16 protein-coding genes are annotated in these 18,459 nt (G+C 53.2%); 11 read left to right on the top strand and 5 right to left on the bottom strand.

Annotation, left to right across the window (positions count from 1 at the left end; translation table 11 throughout):
• The first annotated feature begins 42 nt into the window (after positions 1–42).
• The 4 genes from C7434_RS20740 to C7434_RS20725 all read left to right on the top strand — a co-directional run bounded on the left by C7434_RS20740 (position 43) and on the right by C7434_RS20725 (position 4,267).
• Positions 43–318 carry a hypothetical protein gene (locus C7434_RS20740; protein WP_033738047.1) on the top strand — a complete coding sequence of 92 codons (276 nt, stop codon included), beginning with the start codon at positions 43–45 and terminating at the stop codon, positions 316–318.
• Between the two features lie 514 nt (positions 319–832).
• Positions 833–1,756: a kdo(2)-lipid IV(A) palmitoleoyltransferase gene (gene lpxP, locus C7434_RS20735; RefSeq protein WP_033738046.1), complete on the top strand. Its 924-nt coding sequence runs from the start codon at positions 833–835 to the stop codon at positions 1,754–1,756.
• A gap of 786 nt (positions 1,757–2,542) precedes the next feature.
• Complete coding sequence (locus tag C7434_RS20730) at positions 2,543–3,184, top strand: oligosaccharide flippase family protein (RefSeq protein WP_033738045.1); 642 nt, start codon at positions 2,543–2,545, stop codon at positions 3,182–3,184.
• 465 nt (positions 3,185–3,649) lie between these two features.
• Entirely contained in the window at positions 3,650–4,267 is a 618-nt protein-coding gene (locus tag C7434_RS20725; RefSeq protein ID WP_006121350.1) for a trimeric intracellular cation channel family protein, read from the top strand.
• Here C7434_RS20725 and ligB read toward each other — a convergent pair.
• Positions 4,181–5,950 carry an NAD-dependent DNA ligase LigB gene (gene ligB, locus C7434_RS20720; protein WP_133745873.1) on the bottom strand — a complete coding sequence of 590 codons (1,770 nt, stop codon included), beginning with the start codon at positions 5,948–5,950 and terminating at the stop codon, positions 4,181–4,183. The two genes, C7434_RS20725 and ligB, sit on opposite strands and share 87 nt — an antisense overlap.
• 241 nt (positions 5,951–6,191) lie before the next feature.
• Between ligB and gmk the strand changes: the two genes are divergently transcribed.
• The 7 genes from gmk (at position 6,192) to C7434_RS20685 (ending at position 15,306) form a co-directional block, all read left to right on the top strand.
• On the top strand, positions 6,192–6,815 hold the full coding sequence (gmk, locus tag C7434_RS20715) for a guanylate kinase (RefSeq protein WP_006121348.1): 624 nt from the start codon (positions 6,192–6,194) through the stop codon (positions 6,813–6,815).
• 54 nt (positions 6,816–6,869) lie between these two features.
• Positions 6,870–7,145 carry a DNA-directed RNA polymerase subunit omega gene (gene rpoZ / locus C7434_RS20710; RefSeq protein WP_003851346.1) on the top strand — a complete coding sequence of 92 codons (276 nt, stop codon included), beginning with the start codon at positions 6,870–6,872 and terminating at the stop codon, positions 7,143–7,145.
• Positions 7,146–7,165: 20 nt separating this feature from the next.
• Positions 7,166–9,271, top strand: a complete 2,106-nt coding sequence (gene spoT, locus C7434_RS20705) for a bifunctional GTP diphosphokinase/guanosine-3',5'-bis pyrophosphate 3'-pyrophosphohydrolase (protein ID WP_006121343.1) — start codon at positions 7,166–7,168, stop codon at positions 9,269–9,271.
• Positions 9,272–9,274: 3 nt separating this feature from the next.
• On the top strand, positions 9,275–9,976 hold the full coding sequence (gene trmH / locus C7434_RS20700; RefSeq protein ID WP_006121342.1) for a tRNA (guanosine(18)-2'-O)-methyltransferase TrmH: 702 nt from the start codon (positions 9,275–9,277) through the stop codon (positions 9,974–9,976).
• Positions 9,973–12,051, top strand: coding sequence for an ATP-dependent DNA helicase RecG (recG, locus tag C7434_RS20695; protein ID WP_033738042.1), 2,079 nt, complete (start codon positions 9,973–9,975; stop codon positions 12,049–12,051). The genes trmH and recG overlap by 4 nt, the downstream gene beginning before the upstream one ends.
• Before the next feature lie 77 nt (positions 12,052–12,128).
• Complete coding sequence (locus C7434_RS20690; RefSeq protein ID WP_133745872.1) at positions 12,129–13,508, top strand: uracil-xanthine permease family protein; 1,380 nt, start codon at positions 12,129–12,131, stop codon at positions 13,506–13,508.
• A 118-nt stretch (positions 13,509–13,626) separates the two neighbouring features.
• The gene (locus C7434_RS20685; protein ID WP_033738039.1) at positions 13,627–15,306 is read left to right on the top strand and encodes an AsmA family protein; all 1,680 of its coding nucleotides are present in this window, start codon (positions 13,627–13,629) and stop codon (positions 15,304–15,306) included.
• Positions 15,307–15,338: 32 nt separating this feature from the next.
• Here C7434_RS20685 and fabY read toward each other — a convergent pair whose 3' ends face one another.
• From fabY to yihX, 4 genes are read right to left on the bottom strand one after another with little or no spacing between them, the layout of a single operon-like run.
• Positions 15,339–16,286 (bottom strand): fatty acid biosynthesis protein FabY, encoded by a 948-nt coding sequence (fabY, locus tag C7434_RS20680; protein WP_033738037.1) that lies wholly within the window; start codon positions 16,284–16,286, stop codon positions 15,339–15,341.
• A gap of 59 nt (positions 16,287–16,345) precedes the next feature.
• The gene (dtd, locus tag C7434_RS20675; protein WP_006121336.1) at positions 16,346–16,783 is read right to left on the bottom strand and encodes a D-aminoacyl-tRNA deacylase; all 438 of its coding nucleotides are present in this window, start codon (positions 16,781–16,783) and stop codon (positions 16,346–16,348) included.
• On the bottom strand, positions 16,780–17,649 hold the full coding sequence (locus C7434_RS20670) for a virulence factor BrkB family protein (protein WP_033738033.1): 870 nt from the start codon (positions 17,647–17,649) through the stop codon (positions 16,780–16,782). Before C7434_RS20670 ends, dtd begins: the two co-directional genes overlap by 4 nt.
• Before the next feature lie 3 nt (positions 17,650–17,652).
• Positions 17,653–18,249, bottom strand: coding sequence for a glucose-1-phosphatase (gene yihX, locus C7434_RS20665; RefSeq protein ID WP_006121333.1), 597 nt, complete (start codon positions 18,247–18,249; stop codon positions 17,653–17,655).
• Positions 18,250–18,459: the final 210 nt, after the last annotated feature.

The raw sequence follows: 18,459 nt of genomic DNA, 5'->3' as shown, positions 1-18,459 counted from the left end.
GGATTGCCGTTATTTAAGTAACCCCCACCTGAGATCGTCATTATGAAAAAATCAGCCGTTTTACTCGCATTACTCATGCTATCACCCCTTTCATTTGCCACAAGTGGACAAATTAACTTCAGGGGCGCTATTGTCGAAAGTCCTTGCGACACGCTGATTGCGCCCAACCAGATACAGCAAAGCTGCACACGAGGAGGAAAGACCGTTATTAATAAGGTCAGTCTGAACAATGCCCAGCAACCCATGCCTTATAAACTTGGCACGGTGCAGGTCAGGCAAACTGGTAACGTTAAAATGATGACGGTCAGCTACAATTAACGCTGCTTTATCGTTATTTTAATGGGTACGGCTTATCGGCTAAACCCGCCTCTGGATAAGGTCAAATAACATGATTAGGACAGGATGCCTCTCATAAGGTGAGATGACTGGCGCAGAAGCGATTGTCATCTCCGTTATTTTACCTTTTACCAATGACAGCCAAATTCCTGTTCAATTTTTCAACTTTCGCCATAATGGAATGTAAGTTTTTCGAAAAGAGTACATTTTTTTATTGCAGAACCGTCCTGATTTTTATTGCTCTCTTTGCATCGCCTGTTAAAAGCATAAAAATACAATCTGTTGTTTTATAGATAATTTAAATAAAAAAAGCGCTATCTTTCTTCTGATTATGACGCTGTCAATCCCTCATTTTATTCCTCGCTGTAACTGACGCTCCCTGTGCTTTAAGGCACTTTTTGATAAAGTGTGGGTCGTAGTCAGTACAGCTGTACCGCTTGAGAACTTAAGGAATGGGTCTTTTTGCGCTACATCCATTACTTCCTTAAGGTTCATAATGAAAAACACCAGGCAGTTTAGTCGTTCCCTTTTACATCCCCGCTATTGGTTTACGTGGTTTGGTCTTGGCATTCTTTGGCTGTTGGTTCAACTCCCCTATCCTGTGCTGATGCGACTTGGCGCAGGTGCCGGCCGGCTTTCCCGCCATTTTCTTCAGCGCAGAGAGCGCATTACGCGCCGTAATATTGAACTCTGCTTTCCGGATATCAGTGACGAAGATAAAGAAATCATGATTGCGGGAAATTTTGCCTCTCTCGGCATGGCACTGATGGAAACGGGTATCGCCTGGTTCTGGCCAGACCATGCCGTTAAACGTCTGTTCAACGTCTCGGGCCTGTCAAACCTCTACTCAGCCCAGAATGAGCGTCGTGGCGTAATGCTCATCGGCATCCATTTCATGTCGCTGGAGCTGGGTGGTCGCATCAGCGGGTTGTGTCAGCCGATGATGGCAATGTACCGTCCCCATAATAACCACGCGATGGAGTACGTACAGACCAGAGGCCGTATGCGTTCGAATAAAGCGATGATTGACCGTCGCGATCTGAGAGGGATGGTGCAGGCGCTGAAACAAGGTGAATCTGTCTGGTTTGCGCCAGACCAGGATTACGGTCCCAAAGGCAGTACGTTTGCCCCCTTGTTTGCTGTAGAAAAAGCCGCGACGACCAACGGTACCTATGTGTTGTCCCGGTTGGCTAAGCCCGCTATGGTTCCAATTATGCTGATTCGTAATCCTGGCAATGATGGCTATAAGCTGATTATTGAACCGATTCTGGAAAATTACCCGCATGCGGATGAAGCTGCAGCCGCGGCTTATATGAATAAAGTGATTGAGAACCAAATCATGCGAGCGCCTGAGCAATACCTTTGGCTACATCGCCGCTTCAAAACGCGTCCACCTGGCGAAGCCTCTCTTTACGTATAGACAGACATAAAGCAGGTTTCGGCCTGCTTTTTCGTGTGACAGACCTCTCTGTTAATTTGGAGGCTTCCTTCTGACGGCCTGTTTTCACTATTACCGCGATAATCCTGCCTCCCTGCCACGGGCTCTGTTCGCTTTCTTAGCCCGAACTCAGATCCAGACTGAGCCATAAATCGTACGCATTACAAATATTTTCGCAGTCAACATGCATTAGCATGTATATCGGGTCTGAATGCTTACCCTTCGGTTATTATTTGCCCTTGCTTAAGCATGCTGTATGGGAAAAATCCTGGAGAGTGACGGGCGAGCCCGTGTATGTACGGCTTATTTAACGTTTTTTTATTTTTTTCATGTATTGCTTCAGTTTCCAGACTTAACGAAAAAACAAAAAAAGAGAACGCTGTGATAAGACCTGTGCAAATAATGCTGTAAATGATGAATATTATTTCCTTAGTCAAATCACATATCAGATTTTCCTTATGATGTTAACTTTCATAAAACGCGCTATAAATCATCTGCACACAGTAAAGCTATTCAAAACATAACAGCATGACATTTCCGGCGAACATTATTTCCGCCAGAAATTTAAGCAATTAAAAATGAACGGATAATAATAATGACAACAGGGGAAATTCATCACCAGGGGAACGTTTATTATTAGCAGTATGCTTTAACACACAGCTCATTATAAAGATAAAAATTTACTTTATTAAATTATAGTAATGCCAGCGCGGTCCTGATGAATACTCATCGGCGCAGCGCCCTACTACTCTGCCCGGCGAGAAAAAAATGACAACACGAAAAATAAATCTGGAAAACGTCAAGTGGCCTTTTCTTTCATCGGTCAAAATGCTGAGTATGGGTGTGTTACAACTTTCAGTATTGGGAAAAGTCCTGCAGGCCGATACCTATAATCTGCTGGCGGTCGTCATTACAGGCTTGATGGTTATTGACACTCTGGCCGATCGTGGTTTTTCCAATACGTTGATTCGATATGCACCGCTGCCAGTAAAAACGCTGTCCGTGCTTTACTGGGGCAATATATTCATGGGCCTGGTCATTTTTTCTGCCCTTTTTACTTGCGGTCTTATGCTTGAACATATGTTTGGGCTACCCGAGGTGGCCAGGGTTGTTGAAATCGCATCGGTCATCTTTATTATTATTCCTCAGGGCCAGTCTTATCGCGCCCTGATGCAGCGTGAAAAGCAATTCTCTGATATCGCTTTTTGCGAGATCGCCTCTGTATTTGTCGGCCTGATCATTACACTATTGACCCTATGGCTGGCGCCTTCCGTTTTATGTGCTTTATGGGGCTATCTGGCAATGGCATCAGTGAGAATGCTGACGTATTGCTTTTATGGTCGTAAATGGTTTCGACCCGACTATGACTTCAACCTGAAAGCGTTCTTTCAGCTTCATATGAAGCACTGACAAACCGCTACTGGCTGGAAGCAGCCCGACGGTGAAAGCAGGAAAACGTGCTGTTAACCGGTACGTTTTCATTAATAAAACCTACCACTTTTCATTTCAGACACCTTCAGTGTGCGTTGTTGTCCTCTTTATCCTTATTCTCACCTTACTCCCCCCATTTAGCCCACGGACAGGTCCCCATGCTCTGCTTTGCGTGGTTTGCTTTCTCTGTCTGTCACCACATAATGTCGCCGACGGGCAAGGGTTCAACGTTGTAAACAGGCTGGCGTCATATCGGCGAAAAATTCGCATCACGACGTTTTTTAATTCGTCTCCGTGTAAAAACCGATACAGCCCTTTGATAATAAAGGCATTACTCTTGCCCGCATAATTTTTACTAATACTTTAACTCTTAATAACAGAAAAACTCAGTCGCGCCGTTTTTGTCAGTGGCGTAGCCTTGCCGCCGTCTTCCTGGAGCCTGCTATGTTACTTACTGTTCTTTATATTATTGGGATCACCGCCGAGGCGATGACAGGTGCGCTTGCCGCAGGTCGCCGTAAAATGGATCTGTTCGGCGTCATTATCATTGCTTCCGTTACCGCGATAGGCGGAGGCTCCGTGCGCGATATATTGCTGGGGCACTATCCGCTTGGCTGGGTCAAACATCCTGAGTACATCATGATCGTGGCCGCTGCTGCTGTAGTAACGACTTTTTTGGCACCGCTAATGACGCACCTGCGCAAGGTGTTTTTGGTATTGGATGCGCTGGGCCTGGTGGTATTTTCGATTATTGGCGCGCAGGTGGCACTGGACTCAGGCCACGCCATGATCATCGCCGCAATCAGCGCCGTGATCACAGGCGTCTTTGGCGGCGTTTTACGCGATATGTTTTGTAACCGCATCCCACTGGTATTCCAAAAAGAGCTGTATGCCGGCATCGCTTTTGCAGCAGGCTGGATGTATATCCTGCTCCTGAAAACGCCGCTGCCGCATGAAGCAGTGGTGATTATCACCTTACTCTTCGGCTTCTTTGCGCGTCTGCTGGCGCTGAGATTCCGTCTCGGGCTGCCCATCTTCAATTACCCTCATCCTGAGCACTGATGAAGAAGGAATGCCCTGCTGCTGCAAAAAGTGGATTAACGCTCTGAGCCCGGCATCCTGAAACTGCGACGTAATCTGCTCTGCCCGGCGTGCGCCAACGCCCGGCAGAGATTGCCAGGCCTGTTTATCACGGGCAAGAATGCTTTCCCAGTCGCCGTCGGCCAATGACAGTAGCGCCTTTTGTGGCAACGCCACACCTAACGCGCTAACCCAGCGGCGCAAAGGCTGTTGACGGGTCAAACTGAATTGATGCCAGATTTGCTGCGCTCTTTCGGGTGAAATACTCGCTGCTGTCGCGATCTGTTCGGGGGTTAAGGCCAGCCACGCAAACAGATGTGTAATCAAACCCGTTTCCAGTAACCGTTGCCAGGTGCTGCGTTGCACGCCCGCAATATTCAGCACCGATTTTTGACTCAACCAACTCAGGCGCGCCAGTAACTGACGATGGCACTGCGGTGCTAAAACATAACAACTCAGCGACGTGAAACGATCCGTCTGAGGCGGCTCAGGATAGTCACGTTGCGCAACGCGCCAGATAACGCGATCCAGACGTGGAATGCCTTGGCCGGCAAGGCTGACCGTCACCTGGTCGCCCGCAATAATGTCCCGCTCTCGCCAGCGTTTTAGTGAGCCGATGCTGACTCGCCTGACGATTTTGTCATCCAGTTGAACGGGTTGCAGGTTGAGTACGACCGCGATTTTTCCCGTTCGCCCGATTGAGAAATCAACGGAACGGACCTCAGTGCTGACCTCAGGAGGCGGGTATTTCCAGGCGACAGCCCACTCGCCTTCACCGGGCCGCCAGTGTTTGCCTGCAGGCCGGGCCGTCTGATGCACAACGATGCCATCGGTTACAAAAGGCAGTGGCGCGTGAAACCAGCGCTCGCGCCATTCAGCCGCGTCCTCTTCATCCTGAACAGGCTGACTCCATTGACGGGCAAGGCTAAACCCCCAATCCGATAAACGCGTCAGTCTTTCCCGCATGGCATCTGGTCCGTCAGGCCATCCCCAGATAAAAATGCCCAGTTGTGTCAAAAGCGGTGTGGCGTCATTACGCAACATTGCGCCTGCGACCAGAGCCCTGGCATTCTTCCCGCCGTCAACCGCCTGGTGATGACCGGTCATCTGCAAAAAGAGTTCGCCCTGTAAAACCACGCTCTCTTCATCGCTGTCAATCTCCAGCGGAATAGCAGGGATCAGCCTGGCTTTTTCGACCCACTCCTCACCGTGTAAACCGTCGCCACGACTGATGAATGACACCAGTTTCCCGTGCCGATAGACCAGCGAAACGGCCACGCCATCGACTTTGGGCTGCACCCAGAGATCCCGGCGTGGCTGCATCCAATAGCCTAAAGCACGCTTATCCCGAACCTTTTTAACACCAGTATGCGCAACGGGATGCCAGCGCGTGCCATCGTTGGGCAATACCGGTACATCCTCTTTCTCACCCGTCCTGAAGCAGCGTTGCCAGTGATTGAGCCGCGTCTGCAGGCTATCGTAGTCGGCATCGGCCACGGGTGAATGGCCTTGCTGATAATACGCCGCGTCCCACTGCCGGAGCTGTTGTTGTAAATGGTCAATCTCCTTTGCCGCTCGACCCGGCGTCCAGGTCGGGTACAGCGCCCCAAACGCGGAAAATGTGCTGGCTGTTATGAGCAGCCCGGCGGCTAAGCATCCTTTCATCCCTGACCTCCTGATGTTTAGGATATTCAACCGCCAAAACAGCCGGTTCAGCCAGCCCCGCTTCCCGGTTCTGGAACGCCTCCTGGAAAATGAATACCTATTTACAGCCTGCGAAACAGTGGTTGCGGCGCACCCCGCATAAACTTTTCGTGATGAGGGCGGTGCAAACGCTGCGTGGCGCGGGGAAGCCGTGTATACTGTGCAGGAAATCGACTCCGCAATTAATCAATTCAAGAACATCATGGCCCAAGGTACGCTCTATATTGTTTCTGCTCCTAGCGGCGCAGGAAAATCCAGCCTTATTCAGGCACTGTTAAAAACGCAGCCGCTGTACGATACGCAAGTGTCTGTTTCGCACACCACTCGCGGCATGCGCCCCGGTGAAGCGCACGGTGAGCATTACTTCTTTGTGCAAAAGCATGAGTTTGAAAAAATGATTGCGGAAGATGCTTTCCTTGAACACGCGAAAGTTTTCGATAACTACTACGGCACGTCGCGCAAGGCGATCGAACAGGTGCTGGCAACCGGCGTCGATGTTTTCCTTGATATAGACTGGCAGGGCGCACAGCAAATTCGCGCTAAAATGCCCGACGCGCGCAGTATATTTGTCCTGCCTCCTTCTAAAGAAGAGCTGGATCGTCGCCTGCGCGGCCGCGGTCAGGACAGCGAAGAGGTGATTGCCCGTCGTATGGCGCAAGCCGTGGCCGAAATGAGCCACTATGGCGAATACGATTATTTAATTGTGAATGATGATTTTGATCTGGCGTTATCCGATCTGAAGACCATTATTCGTGCAGAACGTCTGCGCATGGCCCGCCAGAAAGCGCGCCATGATGCTTTAATCAGCAAACTGTTGGCAGTCTGAACCCAGTTTCAGTATGATGCCGAGTCATTTCTTCATCTGTGGAGTAGCACACCTATGGCACGCGTAACCGTTCAGGACGCAGTAGAAAAAGTTGGTAATCGTTTTGACCTGGTGTTGGTCGCTGCACGTCGTGCACGTCAGATGCAGGTAGGCGGCAAAGATCCGCTGGTTCCGGAAGAGAACGATAAACCGACCGTTATCGCATTGCGCGAAATCGAAGAAGGTCTGGTCACCAATCAGATTTTAGATGTGCGTGATCGTCAGGAGCAGCAAGAGCAGGAAGCCGCTGAGTTACAGGCCGTTACCGCTATCGCTGAAGGTCGTCGTTAACCGCGAACTGCAGGTCAACCTTGTATCTGTTTGAAAGTCTCAATCAACTGATTGAACAATACTTGCCTGAGGACCAGATCAAGCGCCTCAAGCAAGCCTATCTCGTATCACGTGATGCCCACGAGGGACAGACACGCTCCAGCGGTGAGCCTTACATTACCCATCCTGTTGCGGTGGCGTGCATTCTGGCGGAAATGAAGCTCGACCATGAAACCCTCATGGCCGCGCTTTTGCACGACGTCATTGAAGATACGCCAGCGACCTATCAGGATATGGAACAACTGTTTGGCAAAAGCGTAGCTGAACTGGTTGAAGGCGTTTCGAAGCTGGATAAGCTGAAGTTCCGTGATAAAAAAGAGGCGCAGGCAGAAAACTTCCGCAAGATGATTATGGCGATGGTGCAGGACATCCGCGTTATTCTCATCAAGCTGGCTGACCGCACCCACAACATGCGTACGCTCGGGTCCTTACGCCCTGATAAACGTCGTCGCATCGCGCTGGAAACGCTGGAAATATACAGCCCACTGGCGCACCGCCTGGGTATTCATCACCTTAAAACGGAACTGGAAGAGCTGGGTTTTGAAGCGCTCTATCCGAACCGTTTTCGGGTAATTAAAGAGGTCGTGAAAGCGGCCCGCGGCAACCGTAAAGAGATGATTCAAAAAATCCTCTCCGAAATCGACGGCCGTTTGCAGGAAGCCGGTATTCCCTGCCGGGTAAGTGGTCGCGAAAAGCACCTTTACTCGATTTACCGCAAAATGACGCTGAAAGAGCAGCGTTTTCACTCGATCATGGATATCTATGCCTTTCGCGTCATCGTGAAAGATCTGGATACCTGTTATCGCGTACTGGGCCAGATGCACAGCTTATATAAGCCGCGTCCGGGCCGGGTCAAAGATTACATTGCTATCCCCAAGGCTAACGGCTATCAATCGCTGCATACCTCTATGATCGGGCCGCATGGCGTGCCGGTTGAGGTGCAAATCCGTACCGAAGATATGGATCAGATGGCCGAAATGGGGGTGGCGGCACACTGGGCCTATAAACAGGCCGGTGAAAGCGGCACAACCGCGCAGGTGCGTGCGCAACGCTGGCTGCAAAGCCTGCTGGAGCTGCAACAAAGTGCCGGTAGCTCATTTGAATTCATCGAAAGCGTCAAATCCGATCTCTTCCCGGATGAAATCTATGTCTTTACACCGGAAGGCCGCATCGTCGAGCTGCCTACCGGGGCAACGCCTGTCGATTTTGCCTACGCGGTCCATACCGATATCGGTCATGCCTGCGTTGGCGCGCGCGTTGATCGCCAGCCTTATCCGCTGTCACAGCCGCTTACCAGCGGCCAGACCATCGAGATCATCACAGCGCCTGGTGCGCGTCCTAACGCGGCCTGGCTCAACTTTGTCGTCAGTTCCAAAGCCCGCGCGAAGATTCGTCAGTTGCTGAAAAACCTGAAGCGCGAAGACTCGGTGAATCTGGGGCGTCGCCTGCTCAGCCATGCGTTGGGTGGCAGTCGTAAACTGGCGGAGGTGCCAGCCGAAAACATCAAGCAGGAGCTTGATCGGATGAAGCTGACCTCACTGGACGATCTGTTAGCCGAAATCGGCCTGGGTAATGCCATGAGCGTGGTCGTCGCCAAGAACCTGTTGCAGACCGACACCAGCGCGCTCAACAACAAAAAACAAGGCAAGCTGCCGATTAAAGGGGCAGACGGCGTCCTCATTACCTTTGCAAAATGCTGCCGCCCCATTCCAGGCGATCCTATCGTTGCCCACGTCAGCCCGGGCAAGGGCCTGGTCGTTCACCATGAATCCTGTCGCAATATTCGTGGCTACCAAAAAGAGCCCGAAAAATTCATGCCTGTGGAGTGGGATAAAGTTACAGAACAGGAGTTTGTCGCAGAGATAAAGGTGGATATGTTTAACCACCAGGGCGCACTGGCCAACCTGACGGCCGCCATCAATACGGCGGGCTCCAATATTCAGAGCCTGAATACGGAAGAACGCGATGGCCGTGTTTACAGTGCTTTTATTCGTCTGACCGCACGCGATCGCGTCCACCTGGCCAATATCATGCGTAAGATCCGTGTGATGCCGGATGTGATTAAAGTTCACCGCAACCGTAACTAGTGCATGAATCCTCAACGTTTTGCCCGAATTCAGGAAATGCTGGCCTTGCGCCAGCACGACCTTACCGTCTGCATGGAGCAGGTACATAAGCCGCACAATGTTTCTGCTGTCATTCGCACCGCGGATGCTGTCGGTATCCATGAAGTCCATGCCGTATGGCCAGGCCAACGCATGCGAACGCAAGCCTCAGCCTCGGCTGGCAGCAACAGTTGGGTAAACGTAGTAACGCACCGCTCAATCAGCGACGCGATTAGCCACCTCAAAACGCAAGACATGCAGATACTGGCGACGAACCTGTCGGCGGATGCTGTGGATTTTCGTGAGATTGACTACACCAAACCTACCTGCATTTTGATGGGTCAGGAAAAAACGGGCATTACCGATGAAGCCCTGGCGCTGGCCGACCACCATATCATTATCCCGATGGTGGGTATGGTCCAGTCGCTTAACGTTTCCGTTGCCTCTGCCCTGATTCTGTATGAAGCCCAGCGCCAGCGGCAGAATGCTGGCATGTACCGTCGTCAGTCCAGCCTCCTGGCAGAGAAAGAGCAACAGCGTCTGCTGTTTGAGGGCGGCTATCCCGTTCTGGCGCGCGTGGCAAAACATAAGCGGATGCCTTATCCCCATATTAACGCGCAGGGTGACATTGAAGCCGATGAGAGTTGGTGGGCCGCCATGCAGTCAACGGGCAGACGTCAGAAATGAAAGGCCGTCTGCTGGATGCCATCCCGCTCAGTACCCTGACCGGCGTCGGCGCCAGTCAGGCAGCAAAGCTGGCTAAAATCGGCCTGCACACCATTCAGGATTTACTGCTTCACCTTCCTCTGCGTTATGAAGATCGTACGCAGTTATATGCCATTAACGACCTGTTGCCTGGCATTTGGGCGACAGTGGAAGGCGAAGTCCTGCATACCGATATCACTTTTGGCCGTCGGCGCATGATGGTCTGTCAGATCGGGGATGGCAGTGGCGTTTTAACGCTGCGCTTTTTCAACTTCAATGCCGGCATGAAAAACAGCCTCGCACCGGGCCGACGCGTCACCGCTTACGGCGAAATCAAACGCGGTCAGCGCGGCGCAGAAATCATCCATCCGGAATATCGCGTACAGGGCGAGCACAGCCATGTCACGCTGGAAGAAACGCTGACACCCGTCTATTCCACGACCGAGGGCATTCGTCAGGCGACCCTGCGCAGCCTGACCGATCAGGCTTTAACCCTGCTGGATAGCTGTGCCATCACAGAACTTTTGCCGCAGGCGTTAAGCGGCGGGCTGTTAAGCCTGCCTGAAGCCCTTCGCACGCTGCACCGCCCGCCGCCGGACCTCAAACTCAGCGAGCTCGAGAGTGGGCAGCATCCCGCACAGCGCAGGCTGATTCTGGAAGAACTGCTGGCGCATAACCTCAGTATGCTGGCCGTCAGGGCCGGCGCACAGCGCCATTACGCCCTGCCGATGCCTGCCCGGCATACATTGAGTGACCGGTTACTGGCCGCCCTGCCGTTTTCCCCCACGGCAGCCCAAAAACGCGTTGTCGCAGAGATCGAAAAAGACTTAGCGAATGACTTCCCCATGCTGCGCCTGGTACAGGGAGACGTCGGTTCAGGTAAAACCCTGGTTGCCGCGCTCGCCGCGCTGAACGTTATCGCCCACGGTAAGCAGGTGGCCCTGATGGCACCTACAGAGTTACTGGCTGAACAACACGCCAATAATTTTCGCCAGTGGCTGGCACCGCTTGGCCTTGAGGTCGGCTGGCTGGCGGGCAAACAAAAGGGCAAAGCGCGACAGGCCCAGCAAGAGGCGATTGCCAGCGGGCAGGTTGCGATGGTGGTCGGCACGCATGCCCTGTTCCAGGAGCAGGTGAAGTTTAACGGGCTGGCGCTGGTCATCATTGATGAGCAACACCGCTTTGGCGTGCATCAGCGACTGGCATTATGGGAAAAAGGAGAAGAGCAGGGTTTTCATCCCCACCAGCTCATCATGACAGCGACGCCGATCCCGCGCACGCTGGCCATGACCGCCTACGCCGATCTTGATACCTCAACCATTGATGAGCTGCCGCCAGGCAGAACACCGGTGACCACCGTAGCGATCCCTGACAGTCGTCGTAATGAGATCATTGAGCGTGTGCAAAAGGCCTGTCACGAGGGCCGCCAGGCTTACTGGGTCTGTACGTTAATTGAAGAGTCAGACCTGCTGGAAGCTCAGGCTGCGGAAGCCACATGGGAAGAACTCAAAGTGGCGCTGCCTGATTTGCAGGTCGGGCTGGTTCATGGCCGTATGAAGCCAGCGGAGAAGCTGGCGGTCATGCAGGCTTTCAAAGCCAACGAAATCCAGCTGTTAGTTGCTACAACCGTCATCGAAGTCGGTGTGGACGTGCCGAACGCCAGCCTGATGATTATTGAAAATCCGGAACGACTTGGCCTGGCGCAACTGCACCAGCTACGTGGTCGCGTAGGACGCGGCGCGGTCGCCTCTCATTGTGTTCTGCTGTACAAAGCGCCGCTGAGCAAGACGGCCCAGAAGCGTTTGCAGGTGTTGCGTGACAGCAATGACGGTTTCGTGATTGCTCAGCATGATTTAGAGATTCGTGGTCCGGGGGAGCTACTGGGAACACGCCAGACCGGTAATGCGGAGTTTAAAGTTGCCGATCTGCTGCGCGATCAGGCCATGATCCCTGAAGTGCAGCGCGTCGCTCGTCATATTCACGAACATTATCCTGAGCAGGCGCAGGCGCTGATTGAGCGTTGGCTGCCCGAAACCGGCCGCTACAGCAACGCCTGACCTTTTTTTGCAACCGTGAGCAAACGTTTGCTTTTGATCCGGGGACGATTACAATCGCCTCACTTTTTTTGGGAACCATGACGATGTCGACCACACAGCAACCAGCCCCCACCACCGCCAGTAAAAGTGAACTGATCTATCGCCTGGAAGATCGTCCGCCGCTAACGCAAACCTTGTTTGCAGCCGGACAACACCTTCTGGCGATGTTTGTTGCGGTGATCACGCCCGCGCTGCTCATCTGCCAGGCACTCGGTTTACCGGCGCAGGATACACAGCACATTATCAGCATGTCCCTGTTCGCGTCCGGTGTGGCATCGGTACTGCAAATCAAAACCTGGGGACCGATCGGTTCAGGGTTACTCTCCATTCAGGGCACCAGCTTTAACTTTGTCACGCCGCTGATTATGGGGGGAATGGCCCTGAAAAATGGTGGCGCGGACGTGCCCACAATGATGGCGGCGCTGTTTGGTACATTGATGGTAGCCTCCTGTACGGAAATGGTGCTGTCGCGCGTGCTGCATCTGGCACGCCGCATCATCACGCCGTTAGTCTCAGGTATTGTAGTGATGATTATCGGCTTATCCCTGATTCAGGTCGGCCTTACCTCCATCGGCGGCGGGTTTGCTGCGATGAACGATCACAGCTTCGGCGCGCCGAAAAATCTGCTGTTAGCCGGTGCCGTGCTGGTGGTGATTATCCTGCTGAATCGCCAGAAAAACCCCTATCTGCGCGTTGCGTCGCTGGTGATTGCGATGGCGGTGGGCTACCTGCTGGCCTGGGCAATGGGCATGCTACCCACCATCAGCACGCCTGCCGGACAGCCGATCGTGGCGTTCCCCACTCCGCTCTATTACGGCCTGGGATTTGACTGGAATCTGCTGATCCCGCTGATGCTGGTCTTTATGGTGACCTCGCTGGAAACCATTGGGGACATCACCGCCACTTCGGATGTCTCTGAACAACCGGTCAGCGGCCCGTTATACATGAAGCGCCTGAAAGGCGGTGTGCTGGCAAACGGCCTGAACTCTTTTGTATCTGCCCTGTTTAATACCTTTCCTAACTCCTGCTTTGGCCAGAATAATGGCGTGATTCAGCTGACAGGCGTTGCCAGCCGCTACGTGGGATTTGTTGTCGCGCTGATGCTGATCCTGCTGGGACTGTTCCCGGCAGTGAGCGGACTGGTACAGCACATTCCTGAGCCCGTGCTGGGCGGCGCTACGATTGTGATGTTTGGCACAATCGCCGCATCCGGTGTCCGTATCGTTTCCCGGGAGCCGCTGAATCGCCGGGCTATCATGATTATCGCGCTGTCGCTGGCGGCAGGACTCGGTGTTTCCCAGCAGCCCCTGATTCTGCAATTTGCACCCGACTGGCTGAAAACGTTACTCTCTTCCGGTATCGCTGCGGGTGGGATTACCGCGATTGTGCTGAATCTTATCTTCCCACCCGAAAAGTAACGTTCAAGGCAGGCGGCAACCCGCCTGCTATTTCGGCTGATTTACATCCAGGCGGTTGAGCTATAACGATAATTCAGGCATAACAACCTTTCAGCGGACTGAACCCGGGAAGGATACGATGAAATTTATAGGAAAGTTTTTCCTCACCTTATTGTTACTGCTGCTGTTTGCGCTGATCGTCGTCTATGTTCTGCTGCAAACTCAGTGGGGCGCGGGCTGGTTTAGCCGTTGGGTGAGTGATAAAACAGAATGGCATCTGTCGCTGAGCAAAATTGAGCACAATTTTTCTTCACCTACGCACATTATTCTGGATGACTTCAGCTTTGGTCATGACGGCCAGCCTGCCGTACTGGTGGCCAAACGCGTCGACCTTGGCATCGCCCTGTTACAGTTCAGCGATCCGTTTCATTTTGCCAGCATAGAATTACGCGACGGCGAGGTAAACCTTGCTAACCTGGCGAACAAAAGCGCACTGCCCATGCAGGCAAACCGCCTGCAGTTAAACAACATGCGCATCGACAGCCCTGCCTCAGCGCTACCGCTGGCGGCACAGCAGGTGAATGGCGGCATTGTGCCCTGGCATCCGCAGGCCGGTGATTTGCTGGGTCGTGATGCGCAATTCCAGATGAGCGCGGCCAGGATGACGCTCAACAGCGTTGACGGTGAAAACGTGCTGATTCAGGGTAATGTGTCCCAGGGCCGCATGGTATTTAGCAACATTGGGGCGGATTTAGCTCGCGGTTCAATGACCGGTAACGGTGAGCGCGACGCGCAGGGTAACTGGAAGATTAATCAACTGCGTCTGAACGATATCCGTCTGCAAACGGCGCATACGCTTGTCGATTTCCTGAAACCGTTTGAAGAAGTACCCTCAGTTACGCTCAACCGGGTTGATATTACCGATGCCCGGCTCCAGGGCCCTGACTGGGCGGTGACCGATCTCGATCTGACGCTGAAAAATCTGAGCTGGAAGGGCCGGGACTGGCAGAGCCAGGACGGATCGCTGGCCATGAATGCCGGTAACTTTATTAACGGGCGCTTCGAACTTAACGATCCCATCATTAACATGGATTTCTCGCCTCAGGGGATTGCCCTGACGCAGTTCAGCTCGCGCTGGGCCAATGGCGTTATCCGGGCTGACGGCAACTGGTCACGTCAGGATAAACGGTTAACGCTGAATAATCTGGCGGTGGCCGGGCTGGAATATACCTTGCCTCAGAACTGGCGGGCGTTATGGCAGGATGCCCTGCCTGACTGGCTGGATGCCGTAACCGTGACGCGCTTTACCTCGAACCGCAATTTACTGATCGATATTAATCCGGCCTTCCCTTTCCAGCTCACTTCACTGGATGGCAGCGGCGAAAATCTGCAGCTGGCCCGTCAGCATCAATGGGGAATCTGGTCAGGTAAGCTGAGTCTGAACGCGGCGGAGTCGACCTTCAATCGTACCGATTTACGTCATCCTTCTGTCGCACTGGAGGCTGATGAACAACAAATTAAGGTGACAGAGCTCAGTGCGTTTAGTGGTAAAGGGTTGCTGGAAGGCACGGCGACCATAGGGCAGCAGGCGGATCGACCTGTCAGCCTGAACCTGACGGGACGCGGCGTGCCCGTTAATGTTCTGCAAAACTGGGGCTGGCCGGCGCTTCCCTTGCAGGGTGACAGCAATTTGCAGCTGCGCCTGAACGCCTCACTGAAAGCGAATCAGCCGCTGGCCCCGTCGGTTAACGCGACACTGTCCGTAACCACAGACAGCCAGCAGCTACAGCAGAGCATGCAGGCCGGACAGGTCCGCTAACGCACACAGGGCCGCAATAGCGGTCCTGTGATTTAATTGATACGCGCGCCGGAGCCGCCCTCTTCCAGTGGTCCGTCGGGATCCACCGGCAACACGATGTAAACCGCTTCAAATACCGCGCCACACTCATCATCGCCAAACAGCTGCACTTCAAGCTGAACACGGGCTTTGCGTCCGCGCGCCAGGCGATCAAGATCGCCACTCAGTGAGCCAAGATCGGCAATAGCACCGGGTTTACCGGTAATCGGACGACTGTAGCGTATGTGCGCGTCGGCCAGAATAATGGTGCCGCCCAGATGGCGCTCCCGCAGTAACAGCCAGATCAGCCCCCAGCCGGTGAGCGTAGCCAGTGAAAACAGGCTTCCGGCAAACAACGTATGGTGCGGATTTTGGTTGCCGGTTTCCGGCATGGTGGTAATAAACTTCTGCCCGGTATATTGCAGGATGCGCACGCCCATTTTTTCACTCAGAGGAATGTGCTCATACCAGGCCTGTTGTAACTGCCCGCACCAGTCCGCACGGTGCAGAATATCGTCCAGTGTGACGACCGGCTTGATCATCAGAAAGTGGCGCACCGGCGTCGTCTGCGGTGCGGTAATCTCGCCCTGATTCAGATAGCCAAGTTTAGCGAAGAACGCCACCGCATCTTCTCGTGCGCTACAGGTCACGCGCTTCACACCTTCCTGACGCGCAACGGACTCCAGCGTCATCGCCACCAGCGTGCCGAGGCCTTTGCCCTGTACGGTGGGATGAACGGCCAAAAAACGGATAGCCGCTTCGTTATCAGCATTGATATAGAGCCGTCCTACCGCAACCGGCTTGCCCTGTTCATCCACCACCATTTGATGATGCGCTAATGCATCCCAGGCATCGCGTTCAGAACCCTGAGGCTGATGCAGCGGCTTTCGTAACATTTCCCAGCGGAACTGATAATACATATCCAGCTCTTCCGCCGTTTGTGGCACACGAAGATGATACATAAAATGGTTCTCTCGTTCTGATGCGGGGTTGCCGAGGCTAAGCCGTGCGAAATGAGGCGTCATACCTGTAACCAGAACGTCACCGGACCGTCGTTGACCAGAGCAACCTGCATGTCGGCAGCAAAACGGCCATTGGCGGTCGTGACATCATGACGGCGACAACACGCGCTGAAATACTCATATAACCGCTCCGCTTCCTGCGGCGCGGCGCCACCGGAAAAAGAGGGCCGCATGCCCTTTTGCGTATCGGCAGCCAGGGTGAACTGTGATACCACCAGCACGCTTCCGCCAGCCTGTTTGACGTTCAGGTTCATTTTGCCCTGTTCATCGCTAAAAATACGGTAGCCCAGTACGCGCTCCGCCAGTCGTTCAGCGCGCTTTTCGTCATCACCTTTTTCAACGCCTAACAGAATCAATAATCCCTGTCCGATCTCACCCACGACCGCATGATCAATGCTGACGCTGGCACGCTGAACGCGTTGAATTAAAGCAATCATCCGTCCTCTCGTTCTTTTTCTCTTTCCTGCCGTTTGAACTGGCGATAGTCATCTAAGGTAACCGTAATTTCGGCACCGAGCAAAACGATGCACCAGGTCCAGTACACCCACAGGAAAAGAATGGGGATCACCGCCAGCACGCCATAGATTAACTGATACGTCGGGAACATCGTAACATACAGCGCAAACCCCTTTTTCCCCAGTTCAAACAGCAACCCGGCGACCAGCGCCCCCGTCAGCGCATCGCGAGAAGGCACCCGCTGCGTTGGGACAATACTGTACAGCAACCAAAATGACAGCCACGACAGAAGCAAGGGAAAGAAACGCAGCGTCTGATCGACCAGGCTGGTCACCCCCGTCACGTTTATCCATTTCAGCGACAGCAGGTAAGAGCTGATGGCTAAACTGGCACCAGCCAGCAACGGCCCAAGCGTCAATATCATCCAGTAGACGGCAAAGGAATAGACCAGCGGGCGCTTTTTATGACTGCGCCAGATAGCATTCAGAGCCGAATCGACAGAATGCATCAACAGCAGCGCCGTGACAATCAGCCCCACGGCGCCCACGGCGGTCATGCGGTGCACGTTAGCCACAAACTGCTCAAGGTAACGCTGCAACGTGTTCCCCGCAGCAGGCATAAAGTTGGCAAAAATAAAGTTTTTAAGCTGGACGCTGATATCAGAAAACACAGGAAACGCGGCAAACAGCGCAAAAACTACGGCGATCAGCGGCACCAGCGCCAGTAGCGACACAAAGGCCAGGTTGCCCGCCTGTGTCGTCATGGCATCATTATCAATGCGCTTCCAGAGCAGCTTAAGCCACAGCCAGAAGGCGTGAAACCTGGGGCGAAAACGATGTAACTTCATGGCTTAAGGCTGACCCGCGAACCAGTCGGGCACGGTTTTACTGTCGGTCACCAGCACGCTGGTAATGCCTAATGCGCGCGCACCTTCAATATTGGCGGCATTGTCGTCGAAGAAGACGGCCTGATCGGCACTGAATCCTTCCGCATCCAGTACGTGCTGATAAATGCGGGCTTCAGGTTTACGCATGCCCAGTTCCTGGGACAGATAAATCTTGTCAGCCGCCTGCTGCACATCAGGATACTGGGTCGGCCAGAAGGTGCAATGCAGTGCATTGGTATTCGACAATATCACCACCCGATGTCCCGCCTGGCGTAGCTGATTCATCAGCGCCAGCGTATCCGGACGCACTCCCACAAAGATAGCCTGCCAGCCCGCAGCAAACTGTTCATAGCTCAGCGCAATCTCCAGTTTTTCACATAAGGCTTCTGCAAAGGCTTCATCGCTGATTTCACCGCGCTCATGCTGCTCAAAAGCCGCATCCATTTGAAAATGACTTTGAAGCGATGCCAGCGGTACGCGGCTGAGGTCACTCCAGACGCCCAACACGCGGTTAAAGTCGATATCGATAATCACATTGCCCAAATCAAAGATATACAGCATGGTGCCTCCTTTGGTTCCCTGGATCATTCACTCTAGCGGTAAAAGTGCGGCCTGAACAGGCGGCCCGGACGAGAAAATTACACACTTTAAATTAAGGTACGACAGGACAAAGTGGGAAGGGGACAAAGAAGAAGTTACAGGCTGGTTTAGACTGGATTTAACTGAGCTGGTAAAAACCCCGGACAAAAAAAAGCCCCGTTAAAACGGGGC

The sequence above is a fragment of the Pantoea sp. PNA 14-12 genome, from assembly GCF_004364735.1.
In the GTDB taxonomy this organism is placed as follows: Bacteria; Pseudomonadota; Gammaproteobacteria; order Enterobacterales; family Enterobacteriaceae; genus Pantoea; species Pantoea stewartii.
This window is presented reverse-complemented; position numbering and strand designations above follow the sequence as displayed.